This window comes from Salinibaculum sp. SYNS191, from assembly GCF_037338445.1.
Taxonomy (GTDB): domain Archaea; phylum Halobacteriota; class Halobacteria; order Halobacteriales; family Haloarculaceae; genus Salinibaculum; species Salinibaculum marinum.
This window is the reverse complement of sequence record NZ_CP147838.1, coordinates 3,446,254-3,464,646: the sequence shown is the minus strand read 5'-3', so window position 1 is coordinate 3,464,646 and position 18,393 is coordinate 3,446,254. Positions and strand designations below refer to the sequence as shown.

At 67.7% G+C, this 18,393-nt stretch carries 19 protein-coding genes; 7 read left to right on the top strand and 12 right to left on the bottom strand.

All coding sequences use genetic code 11. From position 1 onward, the window contains the following. Window positions 1-21 precede the first annotated feature (21 nt). The gene (locus tag WDJ57_RS17930; protein WP_338902305.1) at window positions 22-861 is read right to left on the bottom strand and encodes an RAD55 family ATPase; all 840 of its coding nucleotides are present in this window, start codon (window positions 859-861) and stop codon (window positions 22-24) included. A gap of 43 nt (window positions 862-904) precedes the next feature. Then, on the bottom strand, window positions 905-1,870 hold the full coding sequence (locus WDJ57_RS17925) for a beta-ribofuranosylaminobenzene 5'-phosphate synthase family protein (protein WP_338902304.1): 966 nt from the start codon (window positions 1,868-1,870) through the stop codon (window positions 905-907). Window positions 1,871-1,975: 105 nt separating this feature from the next. Here WDJ57_RS17925 and ilvD point away from each other — a divergent pair, with 105 nt between their 5' ends. Continuing rightward, window positions 1,976-3,712: a dihydroxy-acid dehydratase gene (ilvD, locus tag WDJ57_RS17920; RefSeq protein ID WP_338902303.1), complete on the top strand. Its 1,737-nt coding sequence runs from the start codon at window positions 1,976-1,978 to the stop codon at window positions 3,710-3,712. 61 nt (window positions 3,713-3,773) lie between these two features. Here the strand turns inward: ilvD and WDJ57_RS17915 are convergent, their stop codons facing one another. The 4 genes from WDJ57_RS17915 to WDJ57_RS17900 are packed head-to-tail and all read right to left on the bottom strand — an operon-like array spanning window position 3,774 to window position 6,839. Then, the gene (locus WDJ57_RS17915; RefSeq protein ID WP_338902302.1) at window positions 3,774-5,009 is read right to left on the bottom strand and encodes a TIGR00300 family protein; all 1,236 of its coding nucleotides are present in this window, start codon (window positions 5,007-5,009) and stop codon (window positions 3,774-3,776) included. A 59-nt stretch (window positions 5,010-5,068) separates the two neighbouring features. Next, the gene (locus WDJ57_RS17910) at window positions 5,069-5,494 is read right to left on the bottom strand and encodes a hypothetical protein (RefSeq protein ID WP_338902301.1); all 426 of its coding nucleotides are present in this window, start codon (window positions 5,492-5,494) and stop codon (window positions 5,069-5,071) included. A gap of 26 nt (window positions 5,495-5,520) precedes the next feature. Further along, on the bottom strand, window positions 5,521-6,126 hold the full coding sequence (locus WDJ57_RS17905; RefSeq protein ID WP_338902300.1) for a hypothetical protein: 606 nt from the start codon (window positions 6,124-6,126) through the stop codon (window positions 5,521-5,523). Then, window positions 6,123-6,839 carry a DsbA family protein gene (locus WDJ57_RS17900; protein ID WP_338902299.1) on the bottom strand — a complete coding sequence of 239 codons (717 nt, stop codon included), beginning with the start codon at window positions 6,837-6,839 and terminating at the stop codon, window positions 6,123-6,125. Before WDJ57_RS17900 ends, WDJ57_RS17905 begins: the two co-directional genes overlap by 4 nt. A 120-nt stretch (window positions 6,840-6,959) precedes the next feature. On the opposite strand from WDJ57_RS17900, the gene WDJ57_RS17895 reads away from it, so the two are divergent. Next, window positions 6,960-7,694 carry an SOS response-associated peptidase gene (locus tag WDJ57_RS17895; RefSeq protein ID WP_338902298.1) on the top strand — a complete coding sequence of 245 codons (735 nt, stop codon included), beginning with the start codon at window positions 6,960-6,962 and terminating at the stop codon, window positions 7,692-7,694. Window positions 7,695-7,790: 96 nt separating this feature from the next. Here WDJ57_RS17895 and WDJ57_RS17890 read toward each other — a convergent pair whose 3' ends face one another. Continuing rightward, window positions 7,791-9,311 (bottom strand): phosphoenolpyruvate carboxykinase (ATP), encoded by a 1,521-nt coding sequence (locus WDJ57_RS17890; RefSeq protein ID WP_338902297.1) that lies wholly within the window; start codon window positions 9,309-9,311, stop codon window positions 7,791-7,793. Window positions 9,312-9,854: 543 nt separating this feature from the next. Between WDJ57_RS17890 and WDJ57_RS17885 the strand changes: the two genes are divergently transcribed. The 3 genes from WDJ57_RS17885 (at window position 9,855) to WDJ57_RS17875 (ending at window position 12,429) form a co-directional block, all read left to right on the top strand. Beyond that, a complete protein-coding gene (locus WDJ57_RS17885; RefSeq protein WP_338902296.1) occupies window positions 9,855-11,786 on the top strand; it encodes a cation:proton antiporter in 1,932 nt (643 codons plus the stop codon). Window positions 11,787-11,860: 74 nt separating this feature from the next. Then, complete coding sequence (locus WDJ57_RS17880) at window positions 11,861-12,082, top strand: hypothetical protein (RefSeq protein WP_338902294.1); 222 nt, start codon at window positions 11,861-11,863, stop codon at window positions 12,080-12,082. Continuing rightward, the gene (locus tag WDJ57_RS17875; RefSeq protein ID WP_338902293.1) at window positions 12,082-12,429 is read left to right on the top strand and encodes a hypothetical protein; all 348 of its coding nucleotides are present in this window, start codon (window positions 12,082-12,084) and stop codon (window positions 12,427-12,429) included. The genes WDJ57_RS17880 and WDJ57_RS17875 overlap by 1 nt, the downstream gene beginning before the upstream one ends. A gap of 10 nt (window positions 12,430-12,439) precedes the next feature. On the opposite strand, the gene WDJ57_RS17870 is transcribed toward WDJ57_RS17875, so the two are convergent. Further along, window positions 12,440-13,540 (bottom strand): CapA family protein, encoded by a 1,101-nt coding sequence (locus tag WDJ57_RS17870; protein WP_338902292.1) that lies wholly within the window; start codon window positions 13,538-13,540, stop codon window positions 12,440-12,442. Window positions 13,541-13,718: 178 nt separating this feature from the next. On the opposite strand from WDJ57_RS17870, the gene WDJ57_RS17865 reads away from it, so the two are divergent. Next, window positions 13,719-14,003: a translation initiation factor eIF-1A gene (locus WDJ57_RS17865; RefSeq protein WP_380629942.1), complete on the top strand. Its 285-nt coding sequence runs from the start codon at window positions 13,719-13,721 to the stop codon at window positions 14,001-14,003. 290 nt (window positions 14,004-14,293) lie between these two features. Here the strand turns inward: WDJ57_RS17865 and WDJ57_RS17860 are convergent, their stop codons facing one another. The 4 genes from WDJ57_RS17860 to WDJ57_RS17845 form a co-directional block, all read right to left on the bottom strand. After that, window positions 14,294-14,488, bottom strand: coding sequence for a cold-shock protein (locus tag WDJ57_RS17860; protein WP_338902291.1), 195 nt, complete (start codon window positions 14,486-14,488; stop codon window positions 14,294-14,296). A gap of 234 nt (window positions 14,489-14,722) precedes the next feature. Further along, the gene (locus tag WDJ57_RS17855; protein WP_338902290.1) at window positions 14,723-14,917 is read right to left on the bottom strand and encodes a cold-shock protein; all 195 of its coding nucleotides are present in this window, start codon (window positions 14,915-14,917) and stop codon (window positions 14,723-14,725) included. 112 nt (window positions 14,918-15,029) lie between these two features. Next, on the bottom strand, window positions 15,030-16,784 hold the full coding sequence (locus tag WDJ57_RS17850; RefSeq protein WP_338902289.1) for an alkaline phosphatase D family protein: 1,755 nt from the start codon (window positions 16,782-16,784) through the stop codon (window positions 15,030-15,032). Between the two features lie 67 nt (window positions 16,785-16,851). Continuing rightward, on the bottom strand, window positions 16,852-17,019 hold the full coding sequence (locus WDJ57_RS17845) for a glycine zipper domain-containing protein (protein WP_338902288.1): 168 nt from the start codon (window positions 17,017-17,019) through the stop codon (window positions 16,852-16,854). 142 nt (window positions 17,020-17,161) lie between these two features. Between WDJ57_RS17845 and trpB the strand changes: the two genes are divergently transcribed. After that, window positions 17,162-18,316, top strand: a complete 1,155-nt coding sequence (gene trpB / locus WDJ57_RS17840; RefSeq protein ID WP_338902286.1) for a tryptophan synthase subunit beta — start codon at window positions 17,162-17,164, stop codon at window positions 18,314-18,316. Window positions 18,317-18,393: the final 77 nt, after the last annotated feature.

Genomic DNA, 18,393 nt, shown 5'->3' with positions numbered 1-18,393 from the left:
GGCGGGTAAGCACTTGCTACGTCAGCGTATCTTGCGGACGTCGCTGATGTCGAAGCCCGCGTCGCCCAGTTCCGTCTCGAACTGGACGATGTTCTCGGACTCTATCTGGGAGAGCACCCCGCGGAACTGCTTGACGACGAGCGTCCGCGCCCGCGTGCTCCCGCCGGACTCCCACCGGAAGCGCAACGTCCCGCTACAGGCGTCGACGAGCTGTCCGTGGCGGATGTCCGAGAGCGTCTCGTCGTTGACGTGCAACAGGATGAGGCCGTCCCACTCGTAGGCCGCCTTCTGGAGGCCCTTCACGAGGTAGCCGACGTCCGACCACTCCAGTGTCTCGCCGAGCGTCGTCAGCAGGTCCGACAGCGAGTCGATGACGACGAGGTTGCCCGGGGCGCGCTCGCTGAGCGCCGTGCCGAGTGCGCTCAGCAGTCCCTCCCGGTCCTCGTGGCGCTTGGCCATGTTCTGGATGTTCGGCGTCTCCTCGGCGTACCAGGTACGCGGCACCGGGCTGACGTGGAAGAACTGCCGGGAGAGGGACCGGAACGACACCTGCTCCAGCCCCTCCGCGGCGATGTCGTCGTCCATCGTCGTGGCTATCTCCTCTCTGAGCTGTGGCTCCTCCGCGGTGAAGGAGATGTAGTGAATCTCCTCCGGCGGGCGCGCCCGCTCGTGGAGGTCGCCGTAGTGCAGGTCGAAGAGGTCGCCGCCCCGGCCCGCCAGGCCGTTCATGACGGCTGCAGTGTACATGAACTCCCGCGCACCCGCGCCGGCCTCGCCCGACAGCAGGACGACGCTGCCAGTCGGTGCGCCCCCCTGAATCAGCTGGTCCAGTCGGTTGATGCCGAAGGGTAGGCGGTCCATACGCACACTTCCCCCTGCCCCGAGTTAAAACCTCGCGCACGCCTCACTCCTCGACCGTCGCCCCGCGGTTGCGCGGGGCCGCCGTCAGTACCCGCCCCTCGCAGCCGGCGTCGTCGAGAGCGTCCGCGGCCGCTGCCCGGGCCTCGCTGACGTCCGCCGCGCGGGTCACGCCGTAGACTGTCGGCCCCCACGAGGACTGTCCGGCTCCGTGAACCACCGGGCAGTCGCCGAGGCTGTCGATGAGGTCGCCCGCTGGCGGCCGGTAGACGCCGCCCTGTTCGTCGGCGTACCACGCGCCGTTGAGCCGGCCGAGACGAGCGACCGCCGCCCCGAACTCCGCGACGTCGCGCTCGGCGACGGCGGGCAGGAGCCGTCGCGTCAGCAGCAGCGAGATGTCGTCGGCGATGCCTGGGTCGGCCCGCTCGACGACCGACCGCATGCTCTCGTCCTCGGCCGCGCCGCTTTGCCCCGTCGTGGCCGCTGGCGTCACCAGCACGAACCGCCACGAACTGGGGAGGTCCCGGCGAACCATCGGCCGGGGAACCTCCCAGGACCCCTCGGCCGGCGGGCTGGTCGTGAACCGCTCGGTCGGGTGCCCGGCGTCGACGACGAACCCGCCGTGCTCGAAGCAGGCCACCCCGACCCCCGAGCGCCCGCCCCGGCCGAGTTCGGGTGCGACCGTCCGCGAGTCTGCATACTCGTCGTGCGCGCGAGCGACGGCGACCAGCGTCGCGAGTGCCAGTTGCGTCCCGCTGCCGAGTCCGACGTGGCGCTCGAACCGCTCCTCGACGGTGACCCGCGCGCCCTCGACGCCCAGCACGCTGACGGCGTCCGCGACGAACGGTTCGACGACCGGGTCGTCGCAGACGACGTCGGTGGCCGACTCGGCAGTGACCCGGACCCGCGGTTCGGCGAGTGCGACCCCGACGCCCCCGTACAGGCGCTCGTGGGCGAGCGCGAGGTTCTGGAACCCGAAGTGCAGCCGTGCCCCCGTCTCGACTGTCGCCATACCTCCTCTCCGGTGTGGCCCCTTATCAAAGGCACTCCCGGGGCCTCGACCGGTCGCGACGCCCCGAAGACGGGACTTAAGTCCGCCGGGTGCAACCACTCTGGCATGAGCCAGCAGGAAACACCAGAGCGGGAGCAGTCGGGCAAGGACCCCGACCTCCCGAGCAACGAAGTGACAGAGGGGACAGAGCGCGCCCCCCACCGCGCGATGTTCCGCGCGATGGGCTACGACGACGAGGACCTCGCGTCGCCGATGGTCGGCGTCGCCAACCCCGCTGCGGACATCACGCCGTGTAACGTCCATCTCGACGACGTGGCGCAGTCTGCCTACGACGGCATCGACGACGCGGACGGCATGCCCATCGAGTTCGGGACCATCACCATCTCCGACGCCATCTCGATGGGGACGGAGGGGATGAAGGCCTCGCTCATCTCCCGGGAGATAATCGCCGACTCCGTCGAACTGGTCGCCTTCGGCGAGCGCATGGACGGGCTGGTCACCATCGGCGGCTGTGACAAGAACATGCCCGGGATGATGATGGCCGCCATCCGGACTGACCTCCCCAGCGTCTTCCTCTACGGCGGCTCCATCATGCCCGGCGAGCACGACGGCCGCGAGATAACCATCCAGAACGTCTTCGAGGGCGTCGGCGCAGTCGCAGACGGCGAGATGAGCGAGGCGGAACTCGACGAGATGGAGCGACACGCCTGCCCCGGTGCCGGGTCCTGCGGCGGGATGTTCACCGCGAACACGATGGCCTCTATCAGCGAGACCATCGGCTTCGCCCCGCTGGGCAGCGCCTCCGCGCCCGCCGAGAACGAGCGCCGGTACGAGGAAGCCCGCCGCGCCGGCGAACTCGCCGTCGAGGTGGTCCAGGAACAGCGCAAACCCTCTGATTTCCTCACCGAGGAGTCGTTCGAGAACGCCATCGCTCTACAGGTGGCAATCGGCGGGTCCACAAACGCCGTCCTCCACCTGCTCGCGATGGCGGCCGAGGCGGGCGTCGACCTCGACATCGAGAAGTTCAACGAGATCAGCGCCCGGACGCCGAAGATTGCCGACCTCCAGCCCGGCGGCGAGCGCGTGATGAACGACCTCCACGAGGTCGGGGGCGTCCCGGTCGTCCTGAAGGCGCTGCACGACGCCGACATGCTCCACGGCGACGCGCTCACCGTCACCGGCAACACCATCGCCGAGGAACTGGAAGCCATCGACCCGCCGGCAATCGCGGACCTCGACGTCGACTACCTCCACCCGGTCGACGACCCCATCCACGAGCGCGGTGCCATCCGCATCCTCACCGGCAACCTCGCGCCCGACGGCGCGGTCATCAAGATTACCGGCGAGGACCACCTCCGGCACGAGGGCCCGGTCCGCGTCTTCGAGCAGGAGGAGGGTGCGATGGAGTACGTCCAGGAGGGACACATCGAATCGGGCGACGTCATCTGCATCCGCAACGAGGGGCCGCGCGGCGGTCCCGGCATGCGCGAGATGCTCGGCGTCACCTCCGCCGTCGCCGGCCAGGGCCACGCGGACGACGTCGCGCTGTTCACGGACGGCCGCTTCTCGGGTGCGACGCGCGGCTTCTCCATCGGTCACGTCGCCCCCGAGGCGTACGTCGGCGGTCCCATCGCCGCGCTGGAAGACGGCGACACCGTCACCATCGACATCGACGAACTCGAACTCTCGGTGGACATCTCCGACGAGGAGATGCAGCGCCGCCTCGACGAGCGCGACGCGCCCGAACCAGCCTACGAGAATGGCGTGCTGGCGAAGTACGTGCGGGACTTCGGCTCCGCCGCCAACGGTGCAGTGACGAACCCCGGCGTGCAGTGGGACTGAGGGCGTAGTTCCGCTCCGAACGGAGTAAGCGAGGATTTCTGCGGCAGAGTGGGAAGAGAGGCTACCGCTCGTCGAACAGGTGCTCGGCCAGCATCGGCACGAACGTCCCGATGTCGGTGACCATCCCGACGGCCTGCGCGCTCCCGCGGTCGAGCAGTTGCGTGACGGTGGCGGGGTTGATGTCGACGCAGACGGTCTTCGTCGTCGAGGGCAGGCAGTTCCCGACCGCGACAGAGTGCAACAGCGTCGAGAGCATGAGCACGAGGTCGGCCTGGTGGGCCTGCTCGCGGATGGCGTTTTGCGCCTCGACGGCGTCGGTGATGGTCTCGGGCAGCGGCCCGTCGTCGCGGATGGACCCGGCGATGACGTAGGGCACGTCGTTCTGGACGCACTCGTACATCACGCCGGAGTCGACGAGGCCGTCCTCGATGGCCTGCTCGATGCCGCCGGCGCGGATGATTTCGCTGATGGTGTAGATGTGGTGTTTGTGGCCCTTCCGCGGGTGGTCCAGACTCTCCGTGTCCATCCCGAGCGAGGTGCCGTAGAGGTCCCGTTCGAGGTCGTGGACCGCGAAGCCGTTGCCGATAGAGAGGAGGTCGACGTAGCCCTCACGGACCAGGCGGGCCAGGTCCTCGCGGGCACCGGAGTGGATGAGCGCCGGGCCACAGACCGCGAGGACGTCCCCGCCCTCCGCTTTCGTCTCCGCGATGGCCTCCGCGATGTTGCTGATGGTCGTCTCGGAGGGGCGCTCCGAGGAGACGCCGCCCTGCATGAATCCGAACGCGCCCTCGGACCCGCGGGGGCGTTCCGGGGGCTGGACGCGGATGCCGGCCTCGCCGGTGACCACCATGTCGCCCTCCTCGATGGCGTTGAGGACTTCGGTGTACGCGTAGGGGTGGCCGTCGTCGTCGCGCTCGACGATGACCGCGCAGTCCATCTCGATGTCCTCGACGGGGACCCACATCCCGTCGATGCGGATATCGGTCGGGTGGTTCGTCGTGGAGTAGAAGCCCTTCGGGACCACCTGATCGGCGGGCGCGGGTTCGAGGCGGGCGTCGTTGGGGTCCGACGGGTTCGCGCCGTTCTGGTGGAGTTCGTGGACGATAGACTGCAACTGGTCCGGGTCGTCGGCCTCCACCAGCAGGCGTGCGTAGGACTCCTCGGTCTTCGAGCGGCCGATCCGGAACTCCTCGACCTCGAAGGACCCACCCATGTCCATGATGATGCCGAAACAGCTCTGCATCATCCCGGAGTCGATGATGTGGCCCTTGAGTTCGACCTCGCGCGAGACGGTCATGGGTTACGGCTAGGGGCAGGGGGGTAAGTCGGTTTTGGGTCCGGCGGCGCTACGGCAGGTCAGACGGTCGTTCGACAGTCGACGCGCCAGTCGGCGTCGCTGCGGGCGACGAGGCGGTCGTAGAACGCCCGCAGTCCCGCCGACTCCGTGGCGGGGAGGACGTGGAGTCGGACCCGCCCGTCGCGGACGGAGATGCGGAAGACATCGGCCGTCTCGTCGTCGCGGACGAGGTACAGCGGCATCGGCAGGTCGAAGAAGTCGCCGTGGCGGTAGGGGCCGGCGGTCAGCGTCGCCTCCACGAGGTCGCGCAGGTCGGCGCTGGAGCGGTCGGCCCCCGGCGTGAGCGTGAACACCGTCTCGCCCTCGTACTCGACGCCGCCCTCGTAGGGGTAGCGCCGCTCCGGGTGGGCGGGAATCTCGAACGAGGGGTCGCCAGCCTCGTCGGCGTCGTGGGCTGGCGGCCCTCCGGCGGCGTCACCGGCCATCACACCCTGGTACGTCGTTCTCCCTTTTAATTTCGCGGGCGGGATTGGGGGAGGTCGACCGGACAGCCGCGGATTTCGCCGCCGCGCATCCCGTCGGCCAGCCAGTACAGCGAGAGCACGAGGACGACGGCGGCCAGCAGCGTGAACTCCAGTCCCTCCAGCGGCAGCGCGGTCAGCAACCCCGTCGCGCCCACCAGAGAGAGGACGCCGACGAGAATAGCCGACCCGCAGGCGGCACAGCCGGCACCGAGGACGCCCAGCACGACGCCGACGGCGCTGCCGCCGCCCGACTCCACCGACAGGCCGTGCTCCCGGACGTGGTAGACGACCATCGCGATGTCCGCCCCGGTCAGCCCCGAGATGGCGACGAGCATCAGGCCGGTCACGGGTCCGAAGTCAGTCCCGACGAACGGATAGCGTTCGAGCAGAATCGTCAGGCGGCCGTCCAGCGGCAGCGACCCCGTCAGCGCGAACGAGACCAGCGGCACGTTCTGCGAGAAGACGAACACCGACAGCGCGAGAACGGCGGCGAGGACGGCCAGGGCGGCGTAGGTCGGAATCGACAGGACGAGCCTGAGCGTGCGGCCGAGGAGTCGCCAGTCCGCGCGTCGGGTCGGGAGTCGCGGGCTCATACCTGGAGGACGGCCTCGATGGTGTCGTAGCTGACCGACCCGGCGGCCTTCGTCTGGAACTCGCCGTCGCGAAAGAGGAACAGATGGGGCGTGGTGCGGCCAGCACCGGCGGCCGTGCCGGCGTCGAGGTCGGTCTGGACGGCGCTCGCGGCCGCCTCGCCCTGCGCGTCGCTGACGACGGCCGCGGCATCGAGGTCGGTCTCGGCGGCGAGGAACGATTCGGTCCCTTCGTACACGTCCGCGGCGGATTTCCCCCGGAAATCGCTCTGGTTCTCGAAGTAGTGGCTGGTCAGCGCCCAGAAGGCGTCGGCGTCGCGGGTGAACGTCGCCTCCAGCGCGTGACTCGCCGGGTTGCCCCACTCGTAGACCACGGGATACCCGCGGAAGACGAACGTCGCCGCGCCCGTCTCGACGAGGTTCGAGCGGATCTCCGGGAACACGTTCCGGTCGAAGGCCCGGCAGCGCGTGCAGGACGGGTCCTCGAAGGCGACGATGAGTCCCGGCGCGTCACCCGGTGCCGGCCCGAGCGTCGGCTGGCTGTCGAGAGCGGTCCTGGCCTCGTCGGGGTTCGGGCCACTGCTGCCGCCGGAGCCGCCGGTACCGTCGTCGCCGTCGCTACCACCGTCGCCACTGCCGCCGCTGGTCCCCGTGTTCCCGCTACAGCCGGCGAGAGCGGCCAGGGCGGCCCCGCTCAGGAATGTGCGGCGCTTCATCTACTGGAACAGTAGGTCATCCAGTGGTAAACAGTTGTCCGCACGTGCAGCACAGTCGCGCAACCGGCTCGGGGTTGGCGTGCGGACGGCTTTATCGGCCTCCGGCCCCACGGTCGGAGTATGTGTGGTCGCTACAGTCTGTTCGCGCCGCCGGGCGACATCGAGGAGCGCTTCGACGCCGCCTTCGCCGACGCGTTCCAGCCGCGCTACAACGCCGCCCCGCGGCAATCGCTGCCGGTCGTCCGCGACAGCGCCGCCGGGACCATCGACACCGCGGAGTGGGGCATCGTCCCGCCGTGGGCCGACGACCGGAGCGACTTCGAGTTCATCAACGCCCGCGCCGAGACGCTGGCGGAGAAGCCCACCTTCCGGGACGCCTTCGAGCAGTCGACCGAGGGAGACCTCCGCGTCGGCCGGTGTCTCGTCCCCGCGGACGGCTTCTACGAATGGACCGAGGCGGAGGGCCGCAAGCAGCCCTACCGCGTGACACTGGCCGACGACTCCCTCTTCGCGATGGCGGGGCTGTGGGCGCAGTGGCGGCCGTCGGGGACCCAGACCGGACTTGACGCCTTCGCCGGCGGCGACGGAGCGGCGGAGACGGAACCCGACGTCGTGGAGACGTTCACCATCGTCACCACGGACCCCAACGACCTGATTGCGGACCTCCACCACCGGATGGCCGTCATCCTGCCCGCGGACCGCGAGAGGGAGTGGCTGACGGCCGACCCCGAGACAGCGCAGGAACTCCTCGAACCGTATCCCGGCGGCGAGATGCAGGCGTATCCGGTATCGACGACGGTCAACGACCCGTCGAACGACTCGCCGGACGTGGTCGAGCAGGTCGAACTTGAGTAATCTCCTCTCCCACGCGGGACTGGCGCGGGACGACACCCCGGAGTAACGGAGCAGTCGCTCGGTGTAGGCGCGGTGGAGAAAAACGGACCCCGGAAATCAGTAAACGGCCTCTTTGATGTCGTCGGAAAGCGTCTCGAACTGGGCGAGGTACTCGCGGCGCTCGGCGCGCATCTCGGCGAGTTCGCTCTCGTAGTCCTCGAAGTGCTCGGGCGGGTAGAGATTCTCGACGTCGACGCCCGGGACGGACTCGGGGAGGTCCATCTCCAGGGTCTCGTCGTGGGTCCACTCGATGTCGCCCCGGGCGGCCCCGACGAGGATGTTCACGGAGTCCTCGACGCCGATGTCGGCCTCGTCCTCGCCGACGTAGCCGGTGTTGATGACGTAGGTCTCGACGTCGTTGTCGGCGATGAGGTCGTAGAACCGGTTACCCTCCTCGCCCTCCGGGCCGACGATGAAGGGGTTGGTCCCGACGACACGGATGGACTCGCCGGCGGCGTCCGGGTCGCCGGCGCTGGTCTGGATGGACTCGCCGAGCATGAAGGCGACGGCGGCCTGCTTCGGCGAGAGCCGCGCGACCGGCGGCATGATGGGATTGCGCGTGATGAAGAACATCTGGTCGACCTCGTCCAGGTCGATGTCGTCGGCGGCGGTGTCGAGACAGTCCCGCAGGATGACCGCGCGGCCGTTGGTCGTCAGGGAGCCGTCGTCGAAGTCGACGGTGCCGTCCTCGTCGACGGCGACGTTCTCCAGCACGGCGCTGTCGTGGGTCGCCGCCCGGTGGAGCGCGGGCTGTTCCTCGGCCTCCAGGCCGATGGTCTTGATGTAGAGCCCGTTGCCCTCGCTGCCGGTGACCTGGCCGTCGGGGAGCAAGGCGCAGACGTCGTCCTGGAGCATCTCCGCGCCCTCGGGGTCGTCGAGCCAGCACTGGTGGCCGGTCAGAGTCGACTTGCCGGTCGCGGAGAGGCCGAGGAAGGCCTGTCCGACGTCGGTCAGTTCGCCGTCGCGTTCGATGGTGACGCGCTTGCTGCCGGCGTGGATGCCGAGGCCGCCCATCTGCTTCGCGCGGTACATGTAGAGGCGCAGGAACGACTTCTTGGCCTCGCCGGTGTAGTCGCTGCCGAGGACGAAGGTCAGTCCCTCGTCGGGCAGGACGCGAATGCGGCGGCGGTTTCCGTCTCGTTCGTCCCACTCGGGGAGTTGCAGGGTCTGGAAGTCCGGTTCCCCCTCGGCGGGTTCGAGCATCTTCCCCCACGCCAGCGCGATGCGGGCGTACTCCGTCGGGACGAACAGCCGGCAGACGAACGAGGTCTCCGGATGACGGCCGACGACCCGGTCGAGACAGACGAGGTCGTGGTCCTCGACGCCGTCGAGCGCGTCCGCGATGGCCCCCCAGTCCGCGTCGTCGAACTCGTCGTCGACGAGGTTCTTGGTCTGGTCCGCGCTCCGGGACTTCTGGTCACTGACGTACCGGGCACTCCCGTACTCGGTCGTCGTTTCGTCGTGACTGGCAAGCTCGCGAAGCTCCTCGAACGTCGGATTGTATAACACGTTCTCGGCAGCTTCCGGGTCCGGGAAGTCGTCCTCGAGTCTGGACGTCTCCACCCTCTGGCTGGACATGTAAGTGAGGGGTCGCCAGCACGAGGCATAAAGTATTGGAAATCGTCAGCCTTTGTGCAAGCGGCACAAATATACGTTTCCATATACAACCATTATTCCGATAGGTAGTCGGGTTTTACCGTTATCACTCACGTAGGAACTAATAGAGAAACTACCCGAGATGGGCCACTACGCGGTTTGAGAGAGATTTCTCCGACCGACACCAGTCACACTGCAATCAGTTTCACCCACATGATTTAAAATGTCATCCGGGATTATACAGACTTCCAATATATAAGTAAGATTTTATTAACGCCAGTAAACGCTCGGTTTAGGAACCGCCTGAGACGGCTCAAAAAACTCTTTCCTACGAGCGTATTTTCTTCATGACCACGGACAGAATGATGGTCAGTCGTCGCGACCGGCGCGCCGGTGACCGACCGACTGACAACCGGCAGACGGGACCGCCGAAGGAAGGTCTAAGCCCCGTGACACCCATTTCCGAACTAGCGCCGTGCACGGTGACCGAGCCAGGTCGGACGACTGCACAGACGGTGGCGGCAGATGAGCGGTGCGTCCGAGGTGCTCATCGTCGTCGTGACAATCATGGGGCTGGGCGTCGCGGCCCAGGTGCTCGCCGACCGGCTCGCGGTACCGAGCGTCCTCTTCCTGATTCTGGCGGGTATCGGCGTCGGTCCGGAGGGGCTGGCACTGGTCTCGCCGGACGTTTTCGGCGACTCGCTGCCGGCCATCGTCGGACTGAGCGTCGCTATCATCGTCTTCGAGGGTGCCTTCTCCCTGAAGCTGAACCGGCTCCGCGAGGCACCGCGGGAGACGCTCCGGCTGGTGACCGTCGGCGCCGCAATCGCGCTGCTCGGCACCGCGGCCGTCGTCCACTACGCACTCGGAGTCGCCTGGGACCTCTCGCTGCTCGTCGGGTCGTTGCTCGTCGCCACCGGCCCGACCGTCATCACGCCCGTGATGAAGGTCGTCGCCGTCCGCGAGCGCGTGGCCTCGACACTGGAGACGGAGGGCGTCGTCAACGACGTGACCGCGGCCATCCTCGCGGTCGTGACCTTCGAGTACGTCCTGCTGGGCAACGAGGGCCTCGTGCGCGTTTCGAGCGAGTTCGCCTACCGGCTGGGACTGGGCATGCTCATCGGGGCCTCGGTCGCTGTCGTCCTGTGGTACGTCCTCAGACACACCGACCTCTCGGCCGAGAACGCCCCGCAGAACGCCCGCCTGCTCGTGCTCATCGGCGCGCTCGCGAGCTACGGGCTGGCCGAATCCATCGCGACCGAGGCCGGCATCGCCGCCGTCGCCACCGGCGGCCTCGTCCTCGGGAACACGAACGTCCCCTACAGGGAAGACATCGAGCAGTTCAAGGGCGACGTGACGCTGCTCGTGCTGGCGTTCGTGTTCATCACGCTGGCCTCGCTGCTGTCTCTCGACGACCTGGTCGCGCTCGGTCTCGGCGGGCTCGTCGTCGTGCTCGCCGTCGTGGCCGTCGTCCGACCGCTGCTCGTCATGCTCTGTACCGCCGGGGGCCGGTTCAGCACCAGCGAACGGGTCTTCATGAGCGCCATCGGTCCGCGGGGCATCATCCCGGCGTCGGTCGCGACGCTGTTCGCGCTGGACCTGCGGGCGCGCGCCCAGACGCTGGACACGACAGCCGCCGAGGCCACCGGTCAGCGGGCGGCGACGCTGGCAGCCCAGGCGGACACCCTCACGGCGCAGGCGGACGTGCTCGTGGGGACGGTCTTCCTGGTCATCTTCGTGACAGTCGTCCTGCAGGGCGGCTTCGCACGGCACATCGCTCAAACACTGGACGTGATACCAATGCGTGTACTCATCGTCGGCGGCGGACGCGTGGGCAGAGCACTGGCCACGCGCCTGGAGGACAGAGACGAGCAAGTCGTCATCATCGAGAACGACGACGAACAGCTCGAAAAACTACGACAGGAGGGCTTCACGGCCCGGCGGGGCGACGCCACGGAGCGCGACGCACTGCGCCAGGCCGGCGCGGAGAACGCGTCGGTGCTTGCGGTGACTACCGACGACGACGACGTGAACCTGCTGGTCGCCCAACTGGCGAAAAACGCCTTCGACATCGAGACGGTCATCGCCAGGGTCAACAGACCCGAGAACATGGACGCCTTCGAGGACCTCGACGTCGACGCGGTCCAGTCCTCGATGTCCATCGCGTGGGCCATCGACAACCGCGTCGAGCGGCCCGCGATTTCGGAGTGGATGACGGAACTCGACCGGACGGGCGACGTCCAGGAGATAGAGGTGACCGCCGACAAGGTGGTCGGCCGGACCGTCTCGGAACTGGCCGACGACCTGCCGGAGGACGTCCACCTCGCCCTGCTGAGCAAGGACGGCGACAGCCGCATCCCCCACGCCGACGACGTGCTCAATCGGGGCGACCACATCACACTCATCGGACGCACCTCCGCCGTCGGCGAGGCGATAACCTACTGCGAGACGGAGTGAGAGTCCTCCAGACGGAGTGAGTGCCCTCCGTGGTGCCCCCTTATTAGTCCTGAAGCCGAATTGAAAGGTGCAGTATGAGCACAGATGACTCGACCACGACAGAGGAGATGTCCGAGCCGACCTCGTGGCCGGAGCTCGGCATCGCCCTGTACGAACGCCTGACCGGCCGCAACGCAACGATAGAGTACACGTTCGACGACATGAAAGTCGCAGTGCCCAGCAAGGTGGGCGAGGACGCCGAACACGCCCACTGGGAGATAGACGGAACCGTCAGCATCACCACCCACGAGGACTGATGGCCGCCGCAGTCGACCCGCTCTCGGTCGATGTCGACCTGGAGGTGACCATCGACGGCAGGCAGTGTGCCGTCTGGAACGAGAACGACCACGTCGTCGTCAACGCGCCGACGCTGGCGACCGCTCGGGCGGTGCTAAAGGGCGTCGAGGCCCTGCCCCTCGACCAGACGCGCCTGGCGGCCAGGCTAGCGGAGGCCGACCTCGCAGTCGAACTGCGCGTCAGGCACGCACCCGTCGCACGCCTCGGGGGCCGCGTCGTCCCCTCGCTGCTCGCCGACCTCGCCGGCTACGACGCCGACATCTCGTTGCGAGGGGTCGCAGTGGCCGCCTGGCGGGCGCTGCTGTAGCCGCGCGGACTCACCGGTCCGCGAGCGGGATCCACAGCGCGCTCCCGTCGCGTTCCATCGGCGTGCCGAACTCCCCCGAGAGCGTCCGGACGCGGTCGCGGACCCACTCCGCAGCGTCCCCATCGGTCGGACCGACAGTCTCGTCTTCGATGACGACCGGGACGACGCGGACGCCGGCGAACTGCCCGTCCTCGACGACCAGTTCGAACAGCGCGCTGCGGTCGTTGTGCAGGGACTCCTTGACGACGTAGTCGTCGACGATGTCCGCCGTGTCGTAGAGAATCGGCCGCCCGCGGTAGACCTCGACCCCCTGCAGGACGTGCGCGCTGTGGCCGTGGACGACGTCGACGCCCCGGTCGACGAGCCAGCGTGCAAGCCGCTGCTGCGTGCGGTCGGGGGCAATCACCCAGTTCGGCCCCCAGTGCAGCGAAGCGACGACGAGGTCCGGGTCCGCCTCCCGGGCGCGGGAGAGTGCCGAGCGGACCTCCCTGAGCGTGCGCTCGGCCCCGGTATCGAGGCGCAGGTACGCGGTCCCGGGGCTGGCGAGGCCGGCACGATACGGCCGGAACTGGTCCGTGAGCGCGACGACGGCGACGGTCACCTCCCCCGCCCGGACGACGGCGGGTTCGAGTGCCGCCTCGCGGTCCGGACCGGCACCCGCGGCCCCGATGCCGGCGTCGTCGAGGTGGCCGAGCGTATCCGAGAGGGCGGATTCGCCGAAGTCGAGCGCGTGGTTGTTGGCCAGCGAGACGCAGCTCGTCCCGGCAGCCTCCAGTGCAGGGACGGCGAAGTCCGGGGCAGCCCGGAAGTAGTACACCTTGTCGGGCCAGCGCTCGCCGCCCTCGGAGATGCAACACTCCAGGTTGCAGACGAACCCGTCCAGCGACTGAAGGCGCGAGCGAAGCCCGCCCCAGACGCCCGCCGCGTCCCGCCCCGCCCAGCGGTCGGTCACGCTGCGGCCGAGCATCGCGTCGCCGCCGAAGCCGACGGTGGCGTCGACGCCCCCGCCGATGGTGGACTGCGCCGTGTTCGGGCCAGCGCGGAGACTCGCCGAACAACCCGACAGCGCCAGCGCACCGCTCGCGAGGACGGCCCTGCGTGTCCACCCCATTGGAATCTGCATCCCTCTCGGAGGCACCAGGGTTTGAATCCTTCTGTGTCCGGCGTCCGTCACGGTCCGGGCCGGACGACGGCGGTCACCCGCCCGCGACGAGCGAGGTGGGCCCCATCTTGTGCCGCGTTACCGCACATCTGAGACGACTTATATGTCCACCCTGCCTAGTAGGAGTATGAGTGAGGAGAGAGGGCGTCGCAATCTGCGAATGCCCAACGACAACGAAGTATTCGCCGTAGTAACAGAACATCTCGGTGGGAACCACGTCCGACTGCAGTGTGCAGACGGCAAGACCCGCATGGGCCGGATTCCCGGTCGCATGAAGTTCCGGACCTGGATTAACGAGGACGACGTCGTGCTGGCCGAGCCGTGGGACTGGCAGGACGAGAAGGCCAACGTCGAGTGGCGCTACGACGGCCAGGCGGCCGACCAGCTCCGCCGCGAAGGCCACATCGAATAGCGACCCGGTTTTCCGTCGATTCACTGCTTTCTGGTCCGTTTTGGACAGCAGTAGCTGTACGTGAAGTTTTTTCGACAGCCGTAGCTGCGCGTGAAGTCTCCAAGAACCCTGTACGTGACGTTTCCAGGACCCAGGACACGCTCCAGCACGGGCCGTGCCCGGCGTTCTGTCCATATCTGGCGTTCTACCAGCACCTCCCCGGTTAGCACCTTGCGGGTTTCCGCTGTGCCGACCGAGCGTAGTCACTGCGGAGCAGTTACTGCCTGAAAAACCGCGGTCCTCCGTCGTCCTTAGACGCGCTGGACGTTCGTCGCGCGGGGGCCCTTGGGGGCGTCTTCGATGTCGAACTCTACTTCCTGTCCCTCTTCGAGGTCCGGGCCGCCGATGTCCTCCATGTGGAAGAAAACGTCGTCGTCCGCATCCTCAGTCTCGATGAAACCGTAACCGCCAGTGTCGTTGAAGAAATCAACCTTACCGTTTGCCATTGCAACTGGATAGACGCCAGTACGGGGCATAAGGGTTCCGAGGGAGCCGTTACCACGGCCCGCTACGGTTCGCCAGCCCGCCTGTCGGGGACCGAGTTGTCCACGTCTTGCGGCAATCTCCGACCGGAGACGTACTCGCCAGTCGGCGAGTGTATCGTCCGGTCGTTCGAACCGCCGGCGCCGTCGCTGGCCGGTCAGAAAGACTGAAAAAGTCTCTACGTTCTGCGTCGGGGCTTAGTTGCGGACGACGTTCGTCGCGCGCGGGCCCTTCGGTGCCTGTTCGATGTCGAATTCGAGTTCCGTCCCTTCAGTGAGATCCTCGCCGCCCACGTCCTCCATGTGGAAGAAAACGTCGTCGTCGGAGTCCTCAGTCGCGATGAAACCGTAGCCGCCAGTGTCGTTGAAGAAATCAACCTTACCGTTTACCATTGCAATTAACTCAATCACCGGACCACGGATAAGGGTTCCGAAGATAATATCAGTATTAAAATGCGCTGGACATTCGTCCACTCAGGTGCCGTCAGGAGTCGGCAGCGGCCCACTACCCGCTGTACTGGTCGGTGACGTCGTCGAGGTTCACGACACCCTCTGGCACGCGGTATGCGGCGACCACGTCGCGGTCGGCGTCCGGGGAGTCGACTGTCTTGTCGACGGCGTAAGCGACGTACGTGCACTCGTCGCGGGTGAACTCCACGACGGAGTACCCCCAGTTGTGGCTGTCGAAGAACTCGATGTGGGGGTTCATCGCGGTGACGAGTTTCGACAGGAGCGGTTCGGTTAGCTTGCCGCGCAGGCCACGGGTCAGGTGCAACGCTTCGGCGGCGTTCAGCGACGTCGTGGCCGGGGTCATGAACTCCACGCCGATGCGCTCGCCCTGGGCGACGCCCTCGCCCCCGGTGACGCGGCCGGGGTAGGACGTCTGGTTGTACCCCGCGACGTAGCAGTGCATGTCCCCGGTGAGCGTGACGTAGTTGTCCACCTCCGCCTCGGCGACGGCCTCGGAGATGCGCTGGCGCTCGCGGGTGTAGCCGTCCCACCCTCCCTGGACCGGGTAAACCGACAGCGGCCCCGACCCGAGTCGGAACGGCACAGTCAGCACCTCGTCGGCCCAGACCGTCCACAGGTTCCCGTCGGTCGTCAGCGTCTCGACGAGCCACTCCCGCTGCTCCTCGCCGAGCATCGTCCGGCCGGGTGGTTCGCGGTGCGGTCCCACGTTGTCCGGCGTCGGAATCGCTTCGCGTGGCGGGTCCCGAAAGAGCCGCTCGTCGGTCATCACCAGCGAGACGAGGTCGCCGAACTCCAGTTTCCGCCAGAGCCGGAAGCGCTCCTGCAGCGAGTTGCCGGCGGGGTCGTACTCGACGCGGGCGGGCATGTACTCCCACCAGGCGTGCATCGCGTCGGCGACGAGTTCGGTCATGAACTCCGGGTCGTCGCTGCGGGGGTGGTCGCCCGCTGGGGCGTCCGTGCGGTGGTCCCAGTAGATGTCGTTGACCATCTCGTGGTCGTCCCAGCCGGCGACGAGCGTGTGCGACTCCAGCGCCTCCTGGAGGAAGCGGTCGGTGCGATACGTCCGGTGGAGATAGCGGTAGTCGTCGAGTCCGTGGACCCGGTCGAAGCCACTCGGCAGGGAGAGTTCGCGGCCGGGATAGTCGTACGAGCCGAGTCCCTTGAAGTGGCCGTCGTCGGACTCGTAGATGAAATCGCCCAGGTGGACGATGAAGTCCACGTCCTCCTCGGCGACGTAGTGCAGCGCCGGGAAGTAGCCGTTGAGGTAGTTCTGGCAGGTGAGCACGGCGAAGCGGACTGACTCGGGCGAGTCATCGGGCCGGGGCAGCGTCCGGCAGTGGCCGGTCCGGGAGGCGGTCTCGCCGTAGACGAACCGGTAGGCGTACTCGGTGTCGGGGGAGAGCTGGCCGTCGAGGTCGACCTTGACGGTGTAGTCGTGGGCGGCAATGCGCTCGCCGTCGGTGACGACGCCGTCGTAGACCACCTCGTCGAAGGAGTCGTCGGTCGCCACCTGGACGGCCAGCGGCCGGCCGGCGTCGAAGGCGTCCGGGTCGACCCGCGTCCAGAGGATGACGCCGGTCGGCGTCGGTCCCCCGCTTGCGACCGACTGCGGGAAGACCTCGTCGGGGTCCGCGCCGGGGTCGAAGTCGAAAGCGTCGGCGTCGCTGGCTGCGACGGCGTCCATCGCCAGCGCGAGGTCGTGCGAGTCCAGTTCCGAGAGCAGTTCGGCGTGGTCGTCGTCGCCGGTCGCGGGTTCGTCGCGCCCGTCGACCGGCGTCCCGTCTGACATAGGGGCCTCTCGGAGGCGGAGGTAAATCCCCGTTACGGCCGTCGGAACCCGCAGCGAACGGGCCTCGTCAGGGACCGAGGCGGTCCCGGGCGGTTCCGGCGAGGTAGCCCGTCGCGCCGCCGAAGCCGGCACCGATGCCGGCCCCGACGGGACCGAGCGGGCTGCCGAGTGCCGCGCCGATGCTCGCGCCTGCCGTCGCGCCGCGTTTCGCGTGCTTGTCTTTGCTGCAGAACATTGCAGTCATAGTCAGGGCCTGGACGATAATATATGTCCGGCTGGCGCAGATCGACGACTCCCCAGTTCGTTCGCTCGCTGGCCCGTCCTCGACGGAATCGGCTGACACAACACCTATGTCGACGCCACACACAGACGGGAGCATGGAAGGAGAGTTCGAGGAATTCGGCGGTCGGCACGTGCCGGAGCCGCTGGAGGAACCGCTCGCACAGCTCGCAGAGGCCTTCGAGACAGTCGTTCCCACCGAGGAGTTCCAGGAGGAGTTCCAGTACTACCTGAAACACTACGGCGGTCGCCCGACGCCCGTCTTCCACGCGGAGACGCTGAGCGAGCGCTGGGACGCGAACATCTACTTCAAACACGAGGACCTGCTCCACGGCGGTGCCCACAAGCTCAACAACACGCTCGGGCAGGGCCTGCTCGCGAAGAAGGCCGGCAAGGAGCGCCTCATCGCCGAGACGGGGGCCGGCCAGCACGGCACCGCGACGGCGATGGTCGGCGCCTTGCTCGACCTCCCCGTGAAGGTCTACATGGGCCGCAAGGACATCCAGCGCCAGGAGATGAACGTCTTCCGCATGCGCCTGCTCGGCGCGGAAGTCGAGGAGGTCACCCGCGGCAACGAGGGGCTGGCCGAGGCCGTCGACGCCGCCCTGGAGGACTTCGCTGCGAACATGGAGGAGACCCACTACCTCGTCGGCAGCGCCGTCGGCCCCGACCCCTTCCCGCGGATGGTCCGGGAGTTCCAGTCGGTCATCGGCCACGAGGCCCGCGAGCAGATTCAGGAACTCCACGGCGACCTGCCCGACGCCTGCGTCGCCTGCGTCGGCGGCGGCTCCAACGCCATCGGCCTGTTCCACGCGTTCAAGGAGGATGACGTGGCGCTGTACGGCGCGGAACCCGGCGGGACCGACGACACCCACCACTCCGCGCCGCTGTCGAGGTCCAAGCAGGAGGAACCCCAGGTGTTCCAGGGGATGATGACGAAGGTCATCGACGAGGACACCGAGAACCACTCCGTCTCCGCTGGCCTGGACTACCCCGCCGTCGGCCCGGAACACGCCGCCCTCCAGTCGCTGGGCAGGGCGGAGTACCACGCCATCACCGACGAGGAGGCACTGGACGCCTTCCAGGAACTGTCCCGCGCGGAGGGCATCATCCCCGCGCTGGAGCCGAGCCACGCCATCGCGCTGGCGAAGAAACTCGCCCAGGAGGACCGCCACGACACGCTGCTCGTGAACCTCTGTGGCCGCGGCGACAAGGACATGCAGACCGCCGCCCAGAAGTTCGACCTCTCCTGAAGCCGGGAAATCGCCTTAAATCGGCGTAATTCGGCCAAAACCGGACACACCAGGGCTAGGCGCTTCCCCCGCTTATT